Genomic DNA, 16,711 nt, shown 5'->3' with positions numbered 1-16,711 from the left:
TTACCGGCATGGGAGCGGTGAGCCCGCTCGGCTGCAGCGTGCCGGCGCTCTGGGAAGGCTTGGCCGCCGGAAGCTCCGGCATTCGCCGTATCGATGCATTCCCGTCTGAGACGGGACGCGATGCCATTGCCGGAATCATCCCGGATTGGGACGGCGAAGCCCGCTTCGGCCGCAAGGAAGCCCGGAAAATGGACCGGTTCGTCCAGTTCGCCATAGCCGCAGCCGAAGAAGCGGTCAACCAGGCAGGCCTGTCGGCGGAGCAGCTGTCATCGGAGCGGGCAGGGGTATACGTCGGCTCGGGCATCGGCGGCATCGGCACGCTGATCGAGCAGGCCCGCATCCTGGGGGAGAGAGGTCCCGGCCGCGTCAGCCCGACGCTCGTTCCGATGATGATCGCCAATATGGCTGCGGCCATGATCAGCATCCGCTACGGGACGCTCGGCCCGTCGCTCGCTCCCGTAACCGCCTGCTCGATCGGCAATACGGCGATCGGCGAGGCCTTCCGTCTGATCCGCTACGGCGGAGCGGACATCGTGCTTGCCGGCGGCGCCGAAGCGGCGCTGACGCCCGTCGCGCTCGCCAGCTTCGGCAACGCGACTGCCCTCGCCTCTCCTGAAGGGAATCCGGCCGCGGCCAGCCGCCCCTTCGACGCGCTCCGCACCGGCTTCGTCATGGCCGAAGGAGCCGGCATCGTCGTCTTGGAGCCGCTGGAGCATGCGTTGGCGCGCGGAGCGGAGCCGCTGGCCGAGGTCATCGGATACGGAGCCACCTCCGATGCCTATCACATCGTGGCTACGGAGCCCGCCGGCCGCGGAGCCGCCGCCGCGATGAGGCTGGCCATGGCCGAAGCCGGCCTGGCGCCTGGGGATGTCGGCGTCATCAGCGCCCATGCCACCGGCACCGGCGTCGGCGATCTGTCCGAGACCGCGGCCATCAAGAGCGTCTTCGGAGACGATGCTTACCGGATTCCCGTCACGGCCAACAAATCGATGACCGGGCATATGCTCGGAGCGGCAGGCGGCGTCGAGGCCATCGCCCTGGTCCAGATGCTGCGCCAAGGCCTCATCACGCCCACCGCGAACCGGACCCGCCCCGATCCCCAATGCGATCTCGACTATGTGCCTCTGCATGCCCGCAAGGCGGAGCTTCATGCCGGACTGTCCAATTCCTTCGGCTTCGGCGGACATAATGCGGTCATCGCCCTGTCCCGTTACGAGGAGTAACCGCTTGTCCGATATCGGCCGCAAGCCTGGGACGCGGGTCTGAGCCATCGCAATCCGCCGGTCCAGGGCTGCCCCCGCTTCTGTGAGCATTACACCGTCATAAGCACAGCATAACGAGGCGGATGGCCCGCCTCCGCGCCTGCAGCTTATTCCGGGACGAACCGCACGTGGTCGCCCGCTTGCAGAAGCGAAGGCCTTTCCCTTCCAAAATCCGCAAGCTCGGCATCTGTGCGTCCGATCAGCCGCCAGCCGCCGGGAGATGCCGACGGGTACACGCCTGTCTGCCCGCCGCCGATGCCGACCGATCCTGCCGGCACCAGCGGGCGGGGCGAGCTTCTGCGCGGCTGGGACAGCTCCGGCGGCAGCCCGTCCAAATAAGCGAAGCCCGGCAGGAAGCCGATCATGACGACCCGGTAAAGAGGAGCGGAGTGAAGACGGATGAATTCCTCCGCCCCGAGGCCGCTGCGGAACGCCGCCTCCTCCAGATCGGGACCGGCTGCGCCGCCGTAGCGGACCGGAATCCGGACGACGGCGGCTTCCTCCTGATCCACCCTCGAGGGCTGCGCCTCCAATCGTTGCCTCATCATCTCGCCGGCAAGCTCATAAGGGAGAAGCAAGCCCGTGCCCGGATATTCCGCGCCGGGCTTCATGCTTTTCATGAGCCGGACGGGATCGTACACGGCAAGCAGAGTATCGTAGGCAGGAACGGCGTCGAGCAGCCAGCTCCATCGCGCCTCCTCCAGCCAGCGGGCGGCGGCGGCCAGACGGTCCTGCAGCGGCGCTCCAGCCAGTTCTGCCTGATCGAGGCTGATCATCATCGCGCGGTCGCCCGCAGGCTCGACCCTATAAGCGCAAGGAGCCGGACTTCGCTTGCCGATTCGGCTCCTCTTCTGTTTTTCATCCATTTTCTGTCCTCCCCGCAGCTTCTGGCCATCCTTCCGTTCCCCTTGCAATGTCGATCCTCGCCGGATGCCTCGACGCATCCCATCCTCTCCTGACTATATTAATCGTTGTCCTGGCCAAATCCTTCATCCGGAACGGCCGGCGCCCGTAGAGATGCTGGACATGACCTTCGTCCACGCCGGCATCGGGGCGGGAGCGTGTGCCGGAGGCCGGGTGCCTGCAAAGGCAGGATAGGTCACCCCGTATTTCTTTAATGACGGCCGAATCCATAAGCACCGGCATGGCAGCATCATCGGCATGGCAGCATCATCATCGGCATGGGATCCGCATCGGGGCATCGGGCATCGCCATGCCATCCTCATCCCCAACCGGCATCGGCATGCCATCCCCGTCCGCATCGGGGTCGCCGCCGTCTTCGCATGACTGGCGGCTGCAAGGTCCGCCAGGCGCGCTGCGCCCGCAGACGGCCTCTCACCGCCGGCCGGCCGCTCCCTCCCCACTGGCAGGCGGCGGAATGGTATAATGGAGGACAAAGAAGAAACTTTTTGGCACGGACAGTCGTCATTTGCGCAGGAGGATCAACACTATGCTTTCCGTCCATACGCTTGGAAAACAATATAAAGACCGGTGGGCTCTCCGCCCCCTGTCCCTTGAGCTCGGCAAAGGCATGCACGGCCTGCTCGGACCGAATGGCGCCGGCAAGTCCACGCTGATGCGCCTGCTTGCGGGACTGCTGCCGCCGACGACCGGCGACGCGATGCTCGGAGGAAGCTCCGTCCGCGATTTCAAGGTCAACGGAAACAGGATCGGCTATTTGCCGCAGACGGTGCGGATGCTCCCTCAGTTCTCCGCCCGCAGGTGGCTCGCCCATGCCGCCTCTCTTCAGGGAGGCAGCCGCTCCGAGCGGACGAGGCGGGTGGAAGAGGTGCTGGAGCAGGTCAACCTCCGCCAGGAAGCCGACGAGCCGGCGCGCTCCTATTCGTACGGAATGATCAAGCGGCTGGGAGTCGCCCAGGCGCTGCTCGGCTCTAAGGATCTGCTGATCGTGGACGAACCGACGGCGGGTCTCGATCCCGAGGAGCGGATCCGGCTCAGACGGGTGCTGGCCGATGCGGCCGCGACCCGGGTCGTGCTGCTCTCCACCCATGTCCTCGGCGACATCGGGGCAAGCTGCCGCGAGGTCATCGTGCTCGGCGAGGGCAAGCTCCTGCATCACGGAAGCACGGAAGGGCTGGCCGGGTTCGCGGAGGACCGGACCTGGTCCTGGGAAGCATCCGAGACGGAATGGCGCCGGATGCCGCTGGAAGGCCTGTTGTCCGCGAGACGCACCGAGGAAGGCATCCGCTGCAGGGCGCTCAGCGACCGCCCTCCGTCTCCGTTCGCGGAGCGGGTGGCGCCGACGCTGGAGGAAGGCTATCTTGCGCTTGTCAGCCGCAGCAAGGAGGACGCGGACGCCTCATGGCTGTGATTCTCAGGCAAGCCGCATTGGAATTGAAGTCTCTGCTGCTGCTGCGCTGGACGCTGCTGCTTCCGTTCGGAGCCGGCATATGGATGCTCCTGCATACGTATTCGCCCAATCCGCTGTCGTCGCAGGACGTCAATCTGTACGCCTCCTCCACGCATGCGATGCTGCTGACGCTGACCACCGCGATTCCGCTGCTGCTCGGCGTGCTGCTCGTCCGCAGAGACCTGCTGCATCCTTCCGGCGAGTGGCTGTTCCGGCTTCCGCTCAGCGCATGGGGCTGGATGTGCGCCAAGTGGATCGGCGGCTTCCTCTACATGTCTCTCTATGTCGCCGCGATCAACGCGGCATACGCCGCTTCGGGACTCCGCCACGGCTTGCCGCTCGGATCCATGGCATCGGAGATGGGAAGGTTCGCCCTGCTGTATGTGCAGTCCTACGGAATATCGCTTGCCCTCGGGCTGTTCCTCGGTTCCCTGCTGCCGCTTCGGTTCTCGCTTCCCGCCGCGTTCTGCGCATGGGTATTCGGCTCGCTGTTCCTTCAAGCCTATGTCGTGAAGGTATATCAGTGGGTATGGCTGAAGGCGTTCTACCTCCAGCCGCTGCTGGATTCCGATCTGGCCGGACATGAGGTATGGTCGTCCGTGCTGGCAGGACCCGAGCTTCGGCGCCTGGCCCCGTTCATGGTGTTTTCCGCCCTGGTCCTGCTGACGGCGGCAAGCGCTTTGCTCGGCAGAGCCAAGCCGCCCCTTCGCCCAAGAAAGCCATGGCTCGTCTCCATCGCCATGCTGCTTGCGGCCGGAGCCGCCTTCATTCCCTATGCCTCGCTTGTGTCCGATCGGACGGAGCATATGGAATCGCTGGCAGCAGCCGCTCCCGCTCTCGGCCAGGTGAAGGATCAGAACGCCTACCGGTTCAAGCTGGACAGCATGAAGCTTCATGTCGTGCGCCGTGCAGGGGGAAGCGTGGAGGCCGATGCGGAGCTCTCCGTCCCGACGCCCCGGGGCCGGCTCGCGGCGGCCGACGGCCGAAGCAGGCTTCAATACAAGCATCCGGGCGAAATGACGCTTCTGCTGTATCCTTCGATGTCAGTGCGGTCGGTCCGGATCAACGGCAATCCCGTCTCATGGGAGCGCGCCGGGGACCAGCTCCGAATCCGCGAAAGCCTGCTTGACCCGGCTCTGTCCGTTCAAAGCGTGGAAGTCGGCTACGAAGGGGATTGGAACGAATGGCTGATCGGCAGCAGCGGCAGCGAAAGCTTCCTCGCCTTCTCCCGGGGAGACGGGCTCTACCTGCCGGCAAGCATCGGATGGTATCCGCTTCCCGGCGGCGACAGCCTGCTTGCGAAGGATGCCGACGGCTCCCTGATGGATCGGCCGGGCTCCTCGCTCGCCGAGCCGATTGCCTACGAGCTGACGATGGAGGGCTTCCGGAGCTCCCTGTTCGCGACGATTCCGCCAGCCGGCGGCAGCGACATCGGCGGCGAGCTTCAGTTCCAGGGAAGCGCCCGGGACGGCGTCACCGTCATCGGAGGCCGCTTCTCCGTCGTGCAGGATCCGGAAGCCGCGCTGTCCATCGTCACGACTCCCGGCAATATCCGGGAAGCGGAGAAGTTCCTGGATCGCTTCCGCCAGAGGCGGGAAGGCTTGGCCGAGACAGCCGGCAGCTTGACGCCGCTGCGCCAAGTCTTTTTCTTCCCGATGGATCTGATCGGCTCCCCCGCCGAATCCGCCATCAAGACGCGCTCTTGGTATGCGGAGAACGACACCTTCTTCATCCCCGAGACGGAGCATCGCAATCTCGACAGCTATGCGGAGGACGCGATGAGCTCCCTGCTCCTCTTCGGCGATACGGGCCGCGGAGCGGAGCCCGTGCGCGACAAGCGCGGCAGCGTCCCGCAGGAAAAGGAATCCATGGCGCTTGAGATCCGGACCGCTTATGCTTATCTGTACAACCGGGAACGAGGCTCGGCTCCCGCCTACCGCCTGGAAGCGGCCGGCACGCCTTACTGGGAAGCCATCCGCAAGCTGATCGACGCCGCATACGAACGAGGCCATGCCTCGCTGATCCGTGAGACGCTCTCCCGTCTCCGCGAACGCGGACTCGCCTTGCCCGAGCCGGCTCGGACGCCGGCGGGAGAACGTTCCGCGGCATCGTACGCGCCCCGGATTACATTGAAGGAATTCATGCAGGAATGGAACCGGCTCATGCCGGAGGACACCCTGCCGACCATAATCGATCACGCCGGCAAGGAGGAATGAACCGTGACGGACGAAGAGCTGGTTCAGGGAATGATGGACGGAGACCAGGCCTGTTTCGAAGCTTTGGTGCACCGCTACCACGCCCCTTTGTCCGGGTTCCTGCAGCGGCAGCTGAAGGATCCCGGGAGGGCGGAGGATGTCGTGCAGGAAACGTTTCTCAAGCTGATCCGGCAGCTCAAGGACCGGAGAAATCCCGAGAATGTGCAAGCCTGGCTGTATCGGGTGGCGATGAACCAATGCCGCGACTATTGGAAGAGCTCCGCATACCAGACCGACCGCAACCGTTTCGGAGAGCCTCCGGAACGCAAGGACGAGCGGCCTTCGGTCGTGGAGCTGGCCGAACGGCAGGAAACGCGCCGCGAGATCAGCCAATCGCTCGAGGAGCTGCCGCAGGTGCAGCGGGAGGTCGTCATGCTGCGCTTTTATCAGGATTTGAAGCTGCAGGATATTGCCGACGTGCTTCAATTGCCGCTCGGATCGGTCAAGACCCATTTGTACAAAGCGCTTCGCAGGCTGAAGACAAGGCTGGCGGGCGACAAGAACGCGCGGGTGCGCGCAGAGGGAGGGAAGCAAGATGGAATTGCCGAATGACAAGGAATGGATGGAGCTGGAGAAGGAAATGCGGGAGCCTCTGTCTTCCCTGACGGTCCGTCCCGTGACGGCCCAGGAGACGACCCGCCTGCTCGCGGCGCTGCAGCCGGCCTTCGACGGGCTGAAGCCGGCGCTCGGCGGAGGCTCCGCTGCCGATTGGCGGTCGGAAGCCTCCTCGGCGCATAAGCGCCCGTCTCTGGCCAAGCTGCTTCGCACGCAGCTGAGCGCCTACTCGAGGGCATACTGGCTGGCGAGCCTCGGCGTATTCCTGATGCTGCTGTATGTGCTCCCGGCAGGCATGGAAGAGGAAGGCTGGTCGGGCCTGGCGGACATCAGCAGCAAGCTGTCGCTGTTCCTGCCGATGATGTTCCTCTCCGGACTGCTGTACAGCTTCCGCAGCTGGAACAAGGAAATGCGCACGGTCGAGAGCATCACTCCCTACCCGCCGGCTCTGCTGCTCATGGCCAGAGTCATGATCGTCGGCGGATTGAACGTTCTCTTCGGAATCGCGGCCTCGCTGTACATGGCGTCCAGAATGGACAGCTTTCCCGTCCTTCCGTTCATGCTGCAATGGATGTCTCTGATTCTGCTCATCGCGGGAGGAGCTTCCTACGTCATGCTGCGCGCAGGCGTCAAGATGGCGTTTGTCATGGGATCGGTGTTCTGGATGGCTTGGAATGTGATGGAGTATGTGCTGCGCTCCCCCGTCTCCGGCGAAGCGGCTCCGGATGTCATCCGCAACGCCATCTACTGGAGCTGCCTGGGAGCCGGAGCGCTCATGACGCTGCTGTCCTACAGACGCAGCCTCGTCATCAAAAGGGTCGTATAGGGAGGCCGTGACTTCGCCATGATCGAACTGAGCGGCATCCGTTGGCAAAGGAGGAGCTTCGTCCTTCAAGTTCCGCGTCTCGTGCTGAAGGAGGGCATTACCGTGCTGTCGGGCTCCAACGGTTCGGGCAAGTCCTCCCTGCTCCAGCTGCTGGCGACGGCCGAATTCCCCGACCGGGGCTCCATCCGCTACGGGACGATGACTCCGGACAGGGACCTTGCCTCCATCCGGGCTTCGATCGGCTATGTGCCTACCGGCCTGGAGCTGTACGAGGATATGAAAACCGAGCGTCTGCTCAAATATTTGTCCGAGCTCAAGGGAGAAGCCGGAATGGCGGAGACGGACAAAGTGATCGCCCAGTTCCAGCTGGAGCCTTACCGGCGCCGCGCCATCAAGACGCTGCCGCAAGGCATCCGCCAGCGGATCGCGCTCGCCCAGTCCGTCATCGGCTCCCCGAATTATCTGTTTCTGGACGAGCCGCTCAATGCGCTGGACTCGCTGGAGAGGCTGCGCTTCATTCGTTTTCTTGCCTTGTATGCCCGCAAGAGAACGGTCGTCGTCTCCTCGCATGAGCTGAACGAATGGGAAGCCTGGGCTACCCGCGTGCTGTGGCTTCATGAAGGCAAGCCGGGATTTCTCGGCTCCGCCCGCGAATGGACCGGTGGGCTTCCCCTCTCGGTCTGGCAAGGCACGGTCGATGCCTCCCGCTATGCCTCGCTGCCTGCGGAATCGATGCTTCAGGTACGCCCCGAAGGGAATTTCCGCCGGGTCCGCATCATGTCCGCGGAATCCCCCGGACCGGAGTTCGAGCCCATGGAGCCGACTCTGGAGGATGCGTATTTCATCCGATCGAGGCGCTGACGTAACGGCCGATCAGATCCGCAAGCAGCTCGTTGAGCGGCATGATCTGCGAGGTGACGCCCTCCGGCTTCTTGTGGCTGCCGCCGATGCCGCTGTCGTCCGTCAGGAACACATAGGTTCCTCCGGTCGCGACGGCAAGCGTGCGCATGAGCATCTCCGTCTCCAGATCCGCCCCGCTGGCGGCGACCGGAATGATGCGGATGCCTTGCTTCGCCGCCTCGGCCGCCATCAGGCGGATTCGCTCCGCCGCCGCTTGCTCCCGATGCGGCGGAGCGTCGAGCACGAGCAGTAGCAGGCGCGCCCTCGCGCTCTTGCTCCAATCGTGGCCGGAGACGGCATTCTCCAGCGCCGCGTCCACAGCCTCCGGGTAGTCCTGGCCGCCGTCCGCTTCCTGGGCCGCGATGCGTCCCTGAGCCTCGACGATATCGGTCGTGAACGGGAACGGCCTCACGACGTATTCATCATGCCGGTCCCGGTAAAAATTCGGGCTTACCCTGATTTCGAGGGTTTGCCCGTTTTTCTTTTTCACCTGACGGACGACGTTGCTCAGCTCTTCCGACAAATACTTCAGCTCGTCGGCCATCGAGCCGGTCGCATCGACCATAAGCATGAGATCGAGCACCTCGGACGGCTGCGTGCCGCTTCCGTCCAGGCTGATCGCCGCCGTCCCGGCTTTCCAGTCCGATTGCTCCAGCGTCCGGGACGCCGGACTGCCGCCAACCGGAGCAGCCTCGACCCGGCAGGAGGAAGCATCCGGCGAGAAGCCGCCATTGGACTGGCCATTGTCTTCCCGTTCGCCTGTGCCTTGCGGAACGGCCGGCTCATCCCCGAAGCCCTCCCGCCCGATCAAGTCTCCCGAAGAAGCCAGCGCAGCGAACAGATACGCTTGGCCCCTATTGTCCGTCCGGGCCGACCAGCCGTCATCCTGTCCGCATTGGAGCCTGACCGGAACATCGACGGCCGGCGAGCCGTCCCGTGTGACGCTGACGACCATCCGATAGCGGGTATCGAATCCCCAGAGCCGGATGTATCCGCTCCCTTCTCCGCCGCTGCTCAGGTCCTTCCACTTGCTCCAAGCCGCATGATCATTCCATTCGCCGGCTGTCAGCATGCCCGGCTGAGGCTCGGGATTGCTTTTTTTGTTCTCTGCCGGAAGGCTTTCGCCCATCTCCGACTGAGCGATGCTTATGTCCTTGGAAACTTTAGATTTCGTCAAAGGCTCGTTGTCCATGGCTCCCTCTTCGGCTGAAGAGACCATTGCCTGAGAGGCTGCATCACCGCTTACTGCCGCAGGCGCACGGCTATGGGAGCCGGTATCTGCGGATATCCCGCCCCGTTCCTGCCGGCCTCCGCAGAGCATCCGGCCAGCAGGATCAGGACGGCAAGCCCTGCCGCCATGCTGCCTTTCGCGCTTTTTTCTCTCTTCAGCCGCATCGTGAATCCCCCCGAAGCTCAGCAAACAATTGGATTCGCCATCCATATCCGCTGTTTTCGTCCAGACGCCCCGGGCAGCCAAAAGGTTGCAATGCGGACGGTCCGTCCTTACAATCGGAAACAGATCGGATCGCGGATCCATTCTTGAAGAAGCAAGCCTGAACCTGAATCCATTCCTAGGAGAGAACGCGTTATGGAAACCTACCGACTGCTGTCGCTTGAGATTGAACATGGGGAGTGGACACGCCGCCTGAACATGGAGTCGGCTGACTTGATCGTCGTGACGGAGGCTGGATCCCGCCTTTGGTATGTCGATGTGAACGGAATCCGGGACGAGGAGCTGCTGGACTATTTCTATACAGCCGCCGATATCCAAATCAGCCTGACCGCATGGACGGGCGATGGCAGGACACTCCGGGGCACGGCCTATTTCCATGCCAACAAAGCCCACCAAGCCGCCGCTCTGCGCGGGGATGGTGAGCTTCGAGGACTGTAGGATTCATGGGATAGGCGAGATATTCTTCAATGCCTGCCCTGCTGAACTAAATGCAACGGCGTATCCGTGCGGATCGTCGCTTCGGATTATCCTAAATACGAGAATCCAGGGAGGCAGGGATTAAGAATCGTGTTCAGCGCTGTTCCAGCTCGCTGACCTTGTCCTCCAGCTCCCTCACTCTTCGGGTCAGCTTATAGACCGGCCAATACAATAGGATCAGTATGAATACCGTATAGATGTTTTGCCCAGTCGAATACATATCCTTTCCTCCATACAGGCTAATGCCTTACCTGCTCCCGATGCCGGCCAGACGGTCCAGCAAAGCCGACAGCTCCAGCGCTTGAAGCTCCTCCAGAGCCTGCGTCTCGGGACTGGCGTGGCCGGTCAGCGCCGAAGCCGCCGATAAATCCGTCAACAGGGCCGCATTCCATTCCGGGCCCCTCTTCAGCTTGCGGACAAGCGCTTCATCCGCGATGCCGCCTCCGCCAGCCAGCTTGACTGCCTCCGCCTGCAGCCTCTGCGAGTCCGGATGGCCTCCGGCAACGCGAAACCAATAATTCGCGTTGCCGTAATCCCCTTCCATCCGGTGCATCATCCCGTGCAGATAGCTTCCTTCGGCTGTATCCAGATTCTGCGCAAGCTCATGGGAACGGTCCAGGCTGCCGTTCCATAGATGCAGGCCGGACACAAGCGCCAGCAGGCGGAGCCGTTCCTCTCCGCCTGTCTCCGCAGCCTCCGGTTCGAGCAGCTCCGCCTCGGCGCGGTCGAGCAGGCTCTCCAGCTCGCCGCTGGCTTCGGCTCCGTCCGGAGCCAGCCGGAGCCGGCTTCGCTGGCCGCGCAGCTCTTTCCATGTCGACGCCAGCTGTGCCTTCAACTTGCCGATCTCCATATTCAATCGCTCCTTCTCTGTAATGGAAGCCATCCCCGCATAAGCGGGAAGCGGTTGCTCCATCGATCTAATCCAAATTGTTCTCAAGAACGAAGAAATGGCCGAAAATGCCTACAACGCTGATTTCGCCGCCGTCTTCGAGCTGCGTCCGCGCTTGCATATACGCAATGTAGTTGCCGATCTGCTCCGAGCTGGATTTTTTTGAGCCCGGCAGGCACTCCGGATCATACACCAGGCATTTGACTCCATGCTCCTGGCTCAAGTAACGATGATAATCATCATCCGACGGTACGGTAAAAGCCGACGTCAACAGCAGGATGATGAATATATACCCCAGATGACGAGCCTTGATCTTCCGTCCCTCCCATGCTGCTATGCTTCTACATTCTCGAATTGAATCCATTTTATTTAAATCTATTGGATTCAGATTCTATCATTTGGATGGAATCTTTCCCATCCTGAAGCAGTGGGGCGCCAATCATATTCCCATTGCTCTCCTCCCGGAAATTCAATGACCGTCCTCAGTCCGCCCGGTACGGGAAGGATGTGGTGAAGCTCCGCATTTGGCGCCAGCATGGCGATCAAAGGCGTGAATACGGAAATCATGGCTTCCTCCAGCCACATTCGTTCCTTGAACCAACGCGGTGGATCGACAGGGGGAGGATATCCGCCATTCGGCGCGTTCAGCGCGGCTGCCAGCTCCCCGGGACTATCCGGCAGAGCGGCTCCGGCTCCTACGGCTGCGACGAAACGCAGGCAGAGCTCCACCGCACGCATGATCTCCCCATAATCAAGAGAGCCGTTGGCATAACGGATCTCGGCTGTGCCGATGTCGAACCAGGGCCGGATATTAATCCCGCATCGATGCGACTGCGGCCTGCCGAAATGCCTGACGGCAAGCGGGTCATGGCTGGAACGGAAAGCTTCGGCCATCTCTTCCGTGACGGGAGGGCAGTACAGCCTGCGATGCGGGCTCGACCCAAGCAGCCCGGCAAGCGCGTCCTGGGATCGAAGCGCCGCTTCAAGAAGAGGCAGCAGGATGCTCTCTCCGTATGCGGCCAGCTCCACATGCACATGGAGTCCGCAGCTCCAGTTCGCGGCGGCGCCTTGACCGGCCAGCCGATCCAGCATGATGCGGATCTGGCCGCGGTCCTCCCAGCGCAGCGGCGGCGGCTTCAGCTCGCTGCCCGACTTCATGCCCGTCTCGTCGATCTGCTTCTCGTCCAGCGACATGATCCAGCCCGGAAGCAGCTCCAGCTCCTGCGGCCTGCCTCCAACAAATTCGATTTCGATTCCGAAGCGCAAATCCTTCCATTGTACGATTTCGTTGTCTCTCATCCTATGCTCCTCCTTTTTTGTCCCTCCGGCAGAAAAGAGAACCAAAAAAGTAGGCGGGCCTCGAGATTAACGAGGGATCTTGTCTCTGGTCATCGATCATTCCTCCTGACGGGATGCAGAAGCCGTCTATCATTTTTATCGAAATTTCCAGCTTTTTATGAAGTCGCGATCCCCTTTTCCCTTATTATACCATTCGGAGCGCCCATCTTGGCTATCGTGTTTTCGAGCGAGCCTGCTCTGCAAGAGTCGAGTCCTTGCTCATCTCCATATGCAAAAACGGCAGCCGAGGGCTGCCGTTTCCATGTTCTCCATGTTCTCCATGTTCTCCATGCTCGAACTTCGATCAGCGTTTCGCTACATATTTGCGGATGTCGAAAGCGACCGCCGCAACGATGATAAGCCCTTTGATGATCAGCTGCCAGTACGGACTGACGCCGATGAACGTGAGGCCGTAGTTGATGACGCCGAAGATGAGGACGCCGGCCATGATGCCCGGCACGGTGCCGATGCCGCCGGCCGTCGATACGCCGCCGACGACGCAGGCCGCGATGGCGTCCAGCTCGTACATGTTGCCGGTGTTGTTCGTCGCTCCGCCGGTGCGGGCCGCCTCAAGGACGCCGCCTACGCCATAAAGCGCGCCGGCGATCGCATAAATGAAAATCAGGTTTCGGGCAACGTTGATGCCCGATACATGCGCGGCTTGGACATTGCCGCCAATGGCGTACATGTTTTTGCCCAGCCGGGTTTTGTTGAACAGAATCCAGCAGATGACGCCGATTCCGATGGCGATCAGGACAATGTACGGCAGCGTGTAGCCGCCTCCGAAGTCGATATAACCGGAGCCTAATTTCTTGAAGTCATCCCGCAAGCCGGCGATTGGCTGCGAATGGTTCGGGTCGCTGTCGAAATACAGCGAGTTGAGTCCATACACCGCCACCATGGTGCCGAGGGTTGCGATGAACGGCGGCACCTTCAGCTTGGCGATGATGAAGCCGTTGACGCAGCCGACGAGCACGCCGGCCAGGATGCCGACGAGAATCGGCCAGCCGACCCATATTTCATGCAGGTTCGGATAGAACTTGCTCGCGTATTTGTCCATCTGCAGCATGGAAGCCGAGACGACCGCCGTCAGACCGACGACCCGTCCCGCCGACAAGTCGGTGCCGCCTGTAATGAGGATGAAGCCGGCTCCAAGGGCGATGATCGCCCGGGTGGAATTCTGCTGAAGAATGTCCCGCAATGTCGAGTAGGCGAGGAAATTCGGATCCATGATCGCGATGGCCACGACCAGCAGGATCAGGACGAGGAAGATCGCTCGCTGCGTGACGAGATATTTCAGGTAGTCAAGGACGGCCCGACCGGCCGGTTTCTTGGCCGGAGTATTCATTTGCGTGCTCATCATCTTTCATTCCTTTCTGCTAAGCCATCCGCTGCTGCGCGGCGAGGCGCATGATTTCCTGCTCCGTTGCCTTGCGGCCTTCGAGGATGCCGGTCATCCGGCCCTCGCTCATGACCATGATCCGGTCCGACATTCCGAGCAGCTCCGGCATCTCCGAGGAAATCATGATGATGCTTCGGCCTTGCTTCGCCAGCTCGGCGATGATCGTGTAGATTTCGAATTTGGCGCCGACGTCGATGCCGCGGGTAGGCTCGTCGAGCAGCAGGATATCCGGATCGGTAAGCAGCCATCTGGCGAGCAGCACCTTCTGCTGGTTGCCGCCGGACAGGTTGCGGATCTGCGTGTCCACGTTCGGCGTTTTCGTACGGAATCGGGCGACATTCTCGGCCGCCTCCCTGCGTCCCTTCTTCTCGTCGATGAGGCCGAAGGCGTTGCGGTAGCGCCCCATGTTGGCGACAATCGTGTTCTCGTAGACGGATAGCACCGGGAAAATGCCCGTCGTGCGGCGCTCTTCGGTGAGGAGCGCGATTTTATGCTTCTTGGCGTCGGCCGGCGATTTGATGGCCACTTTCCTGCCGTCGATGGAGATCGTGCCCGTCTTCAGATGCCGCAGGCCGAACAGCGCTTCGATCAGCTCCGTGCGCTGGGCGCCGACCAGGCCTCCGACTCCGAGGATTTCCCCCCGGCGCAGCTCGAAGCTTACATCCTTGAACGACATCGGATTGGAGGAGGTCAGCCCCTCCGCCTTCAGAATGACCGACGAAGGCGTATTGGACCGCTCCGGGAACCGCTCGCTCAGATCGCGGCCGACCATGCGGCTGATGATCAGATCCGTCGTCAGTTCGCCGGCATCCCAGGTGCCGACGTATTTGCCGTCCCTCATGATGGTGACTTCATCCGAGATCCGCAAAATTTCCTCCATTTTATGCGAGATATAAATGATGGAAACGCCGCGGCTCCTCAGCTTGTTGATGATTTCGAACAGCTGCTCGACTTCGTTGCCCGTCAAGGAAGAGGTCGGCTCGTCCATGACGATGACCTTGGAATGGAAGGAGACGGCTTTCGCGATTTCCAGCGACTGGATCTTGGATACGGACAGCGACCCGGTCAATGCATGGGGATCGATGTCCAGGTTCAAATCCTGCAGCAGCTCTTTCGTGTCGCGCAGCATGCGGCTGTGGTCCACGAAGAAAAACCCGTGCATCGGAAAACGGCCCAGCCATATGTTTTCCATGACGTCTCGATGGGGAACGGGATGAAGCTCCTGGTGGATCATGGACACTCCGTGCGAGAGAGCAGCCTTGGAGTTGGGGATCTCCACCCTCTCGCCGCCGAGGAGAATTTCCCCTTCATCCGGCTTGTAGATGCCGAACAGGCATTTCATCAGGGTGGATTTGCCGGCTCCGTTCTCTCCCATCAGCGCATGCACCGTGCCGGGCCGAACCTTGAGGTTGACCTTGTCGAGCGCCTGCACGCCGGGGAAAGCTTTGGATATGCCTCTCATTTCGAGCAAATAGGGCGAGCCGATCATCGCTGCACCTCCTTGATTGCGTTCTGGTTTCTGGCGCGGGCCTGCAGCGGCCGCAGCCAGCCTGGCGGGAACGGCGCCGAGCGGCTCCGCCGTCGGCAAGACGGCAGAGGACAACCGCATCGCCCTCGCCGAAATCGGCTGTTCGGGACAACCTCCCGTCAAGAGAGCAAAAGGGCTCCGCTTGTTCAAGCCGCGAGCCCTTCGCGTTTCTATTTCCTGCATGGAGACGCGGAGTTACTGAGCGTCGGCTACATTTTCCTTCGTGATCTTTTTGTAGGCGATCCAGACGTACTTGCCGTCCGTAATGTCATAGCCCGTGTTGTCCTTCGTAGGCGTCTCGCCTTTGGCCAATGCCGTCGCCAGCGCAACCGTAGCCGCGCCTTGGTTTTTGGCATCGTTGAGCACCGTGCCGAGCAAGGTGCCGTCCTGCAGCGCCTGGATGGCCGGAGCCGTCGCATCCACGCCTACGACCGGCATGAACTTGCTGCCCGTGAAGTAGCCGCCCGCCTTGAGGGCTTCGATCGCGCCCAAGGCCATGTCGTCATTGTTCGCGAGAACCGCTTCGATCTTGTCGCCGCGTGCCGCTAGCCAGGTCTGCATCTTATCCTGGCCTTTGGTGCGGTCCCACATCGCCGTATCCTGCTCCAGCTTCTCGACCTTGATGCCCGCGTCCTCGATCGCCTGGATGGAGTACTTCGTGCGCAGCTCGGCATCCTGATGCCCCGGCTCGCCCTGCAGCATGACGTACTGCAGAATGCCGTCCTTGTTCTTGTCCGCTTCCGGATGGGCTTTCCAGTAGTCGGCGATGAGCTGGCCTTCCAGCGTGCCGGATTCCTCGGCTTTGGCGCCGACGTAGTAGACTTTATCCCATTTGTTCATGTCTTCGGCGACCGGCTCCCGGTTCAGGAAGACGACCGGAATGTTGGCCGGCTTGGCCTTGTCGATGATGACTCCGGCAGCCGTGCGGTCGACCGGATTGATCGCCAGCGCCTTGTATTTCTTGGAAATGAACAGATCCACCTTATCGTTCTGCGTCGCCTGGGCATTCTGGCTGTCCACGATGTCCAGCTCCGCCTTGTCCTTGGCCGCGTTCGTCATCGCGTTCCGGACGCCGGTCATGAAGGTATCGTCGAACTTATAGATCGCCACGCCGATTTTCGGCTTGTCGCCGCCGCCGTTGCCGCTTCCGGCGTCGCTGCCGCTGTTGCTGTTCGAGCCGCAGCCCGCAGCCGTGACCATGACCGCAGCCATCACTAGGGCCAGTGTCGCTCTTTTTTTCATATCCTTGACCTCCCGGTTCGAATAAGCTTGATTGAGGCCCGCGTCCGCTTCGCTCCCGCAGGAATGCCTTGCGGCCGCTGTCCTCCTCTTTATTATGAAAGGGTTTGCAGAAGATTCGAATAGAAGATTTTCATCTGTTTTATCAAAATCTTCATGTCATTCGGCTCCGGTCCGATGAAATTCTCGGCAGGATGAGCTCTCCGGTCGGATCCG

18 protein-coding genes are annotated in these 16,711 nt (G+C 61.7%); 8 read left to right on the top strand and 10 right to left on the bottom strand.

Features of this window, described 5'->3' with window-relative positions; genetic code table 11:
- Nucleotides 1-8: 8 nt before the first annotated feature.
- Nucleotides 9-1,223 (top strand): beta-ketoacyl-ACP synthase II, encoded by a 1,215-nt coding sequence (gene fabF, locus CIC07_RS07480; protein ID WP_076358553.1) that lies wholly within the window; start codon nucleotides 9-11, stop codon nucleotides 1,221-1,223.
- 146 nt (nucleotides 1,224-1,369) lie between these two features.
- Here fabF and pxpB read toward each other — a convergent pair whose 3' ends face one another.
- Nucleotides 1,370-2,128, bottom strand: coding sequence for a 5-oxoprolinase subunit PxpB (pxpB, locus tag CIC07_RS07475; protein WP_157742048.1), 759 nt, complete (start codon nucleotides 2,126-2,128; stop codon nucleotides 1,370-1,372).
- A gap of 295 nt (nucleotides 2,129-2,423) precedes the next feature.
- Here pxpB and CIC07_RS25655 point away from each other — a divergent pair, with 295 nt between their 5' ends.
- The 6 genes from CIC07_RS25655 (at nucleotide 2,424) to CIC07_RS07450 (ending at nucleotide 8,130) form a co-directional block, all read left to right on the top strand.
- On the top strand, nucleotides 2,424-2,549 hold the full coding sequence (locus CIC07_RS25655) for a hypothetical protein (protein ID WP_268802145.1): 126 nt from the start codon (nucleotides 2,424-2,426) through the stop codon (nucleotides 2,547-2,549).
- A 163-nt stretch (nucleotides 2,550-2,712) separates the two neighbouring features.
- Nucleotides 2,713-3,594, top strand: a complete 882-nt coding sequence (locus tag CIC07_RS07470) for an ATP-binding cassette domain-containing protein (protein WP_076358409.1) — start codon at nucleotides 2,713-2,715, stop codon at nucleotides 3,592-3,594.
- On the top strand, nucleotides 3,585-5,849 hold the full coding sequence (locus CIC07_RS07465; protein WP_076358410.1) for a hypothetical protein: 2,265 nt from the start codon (nucleotides 3,585-3,587) through the stop codon (nucleotides 5,847-5,849). Before CIC07_RS07470 ends, CIC07_RS07465 begins: the two co-directional genes overlap by 10 nt.
- A gap of 3 nt (nucleotides 5,850-5,852) precedes the next feature.
- Nucleotides 5,853-6,440: an RNA polymerase sigma factor gene (locus CIC07_RS07460; protein ID WP_083688442.1), complete on the top strand. Its 588-nt coding sequence runs from the start codon at nucleotides 5,853-5,855 to the stop codon at nucleotides 6,438-6,440.
- Nucleotides 6,424-7,269, top strand: coding sequence for a hypothetical protein (locus tag CIC07_RS07455; RefSeq protein ID WP_076358411.1), 846 nt, complete (start codon nucleotides 6,424-6,426; stop codon nucleotides 7,267-7,269). Before CIC07_RS07460 ends, CIC07_RS07455 begins: the two co-directional genes overlap by 17 nt.
- 18 nt (nucleotides 7,270-7,287) lie before the next feature.
- Complete coding sequence (locus CIC07_RS07450) at nucleotides 7,288-8,130, top strand: ATP-binding cassette domain-containing protein (protein WP_076358412.1); 843 nt, start codon at nucleotides 7,288-7,290, stop codon at nucleotides 8,128-8,130.
- On the opposite strand, the gene CIC07_RS07445 is transcribed toward CIC07_RS07450, so the two are convergent.
- Together CIC07_RS07445 and CIC07_RS07440 are read right to left on the bottom strand one after the other, a co-directional pair.
- Nucleotides 8,111-9,346, bottom strand: a complete 1,236-nt coding sequence (locus CIC07_RS07445) for a vWA domain-containing protein (protein ID WP_157742046.1) — start codon at nucleotides 9,344-9,346, stop codon at nucleotides 8,111-8,113. The two genes, CIC07_RS07450 and CIC07_RS07445, sit on opposite strands and share 20 nt — an antisense overlap.
- 65 nt (nucleotides 9,347-9,411) lie before the next feature.
- Entirely contained in the window at nucleotides 9,412-9,564 is a 153-nt protein-coding gene (locus tag CIC07_RS07440) for a hypothetical protein (protein WP_157742044.1), read from the bottom strand.
- Nucleotides 9,565-9,757: 193 nt separating this feature from the next.
- Here CIC07_RS07440 and CIC07_RS07435 point away from each other — a divergent pair, with 193 nt between their 5' ends.
- Nucleotides 9,758-10,060: a hypothetical protein gene (locus CIC07_RS07435; protein WP_076358414.1), complete on the top strand. Its 303-nt coding sequence runs from the start codon at nucleotides 9,758-9,760 to the stop codon at nucleotides 10,058-10,060.
- 133 nt (nucleotides 10,061-10,193) lie between these two features.
- On the opposite strand, the gene CIC07_RS25650 is transcribed toward CIC07_RS07435, so the two are convergent.
- From CIC07_RS25650 to CIC07_RS07405, 7 genes are all read right to left on the bottom strand, one after another.
- On the bottom strand, nucleotides 10,194-10,319 hold the full coding sequence (locus CIC07_RS25650; protein ID WP_268802144.1) for a hypothetical protein: 126 nt from the start codon (nucleotides 10,317-10,319) through the stop codon (nucleotides 10,194-10,196).
- Nucleotides 10,320-10,346: 27 nt separating this feature from the next.
- Entirely contained in the window at nucleotides 10,347-10,949 is a 603-nt protein-coding gene (locus CIC07_RS07430; protein ID WP_076358415.1) for a hypothetical protein, read from the bottom strand.
- Between the two features lie 67 nt (nucleotides 10,950-11,016).
- Nucleotides 11,017-11,352: a hypothetical protein gene (locus tag CIC07_RS07425; protein ID WP_157742042.1), complete on the bottom strand. Its 336-nt coding sequence runs from the start codon at nucleotides 11,350-11,352 to the stop codon at nucleotides 11,017-11,019.
- Between the two features lie 20 nt (nucleotides 11,353-11,372).
- Nucleotides 11,373-12,287, bottom strand: a complete 915-nt coding sequence (locus tag CIC07_RS07420; RefSeq protein ID WP_076358416.1) for an amidoligase family protein — start codon at nucleotides 12,285-12,287, stop codon at nucleotides 11,373-11,375.
- A gap of 343 nt (nucleotides 12,288-12,630) precedes the next feature.
- Entirely contained in the window at nucleotides 12,631-13,674 is a 1,044-nt protein-coding gene (gene mglC, locus CIC07_RS07415) for a galactose/methyl galactoside ABC transporter permease MglC (RefSeq protein WP_076358556.1), read from the bottom strand.
- Nucleotides 13,675-13,705: 31 nt separating this feature from the next.
- Nucleotides 13,706-15,217, bottom strand: coding sequence for a sugar ABC transporter ATP-binding protein (locus CIC07_RS07410; RefSeq protein ID WP_076358417.1), 1,512 nt, complete (start codon nucleotides 15,215-15,217; stop codon nucleotides 13,706-13,708).
- Nucleotides 15,218-15,451: 234 nt separating this feature from the next.
- On the bottom strand, nucleotides 15,452-16,498 hold the full coding sequence (locus CIC07_RS07405) for a galactose ABC transporter substrate-binding protein (RefSeq protein WP_076358418.1): 1,047 nt from the start codon (nucleotides 16,496-16,498) through the stop codon (nucleotides 15,452-15,454).
- Nucleotides 16,499-16,711 lie beyond the last annotated feature (213 nt).

Origin of the sequence: Paenibacillus sp. RUD330 (assembly GCF_002243345.2) — a bacterium.
In the GTDB taxonomy this organism is placed as follows: domain Bacteria; phylum Bacillota; class Bacilli; order Paenibacillales; family Paenibacillaceae; genus Paenibacillus_O.
Note: the sequence above shows the minus strand (reverse complement) of the source record. Positions and strands in the feature narration are given on the sequence as shown.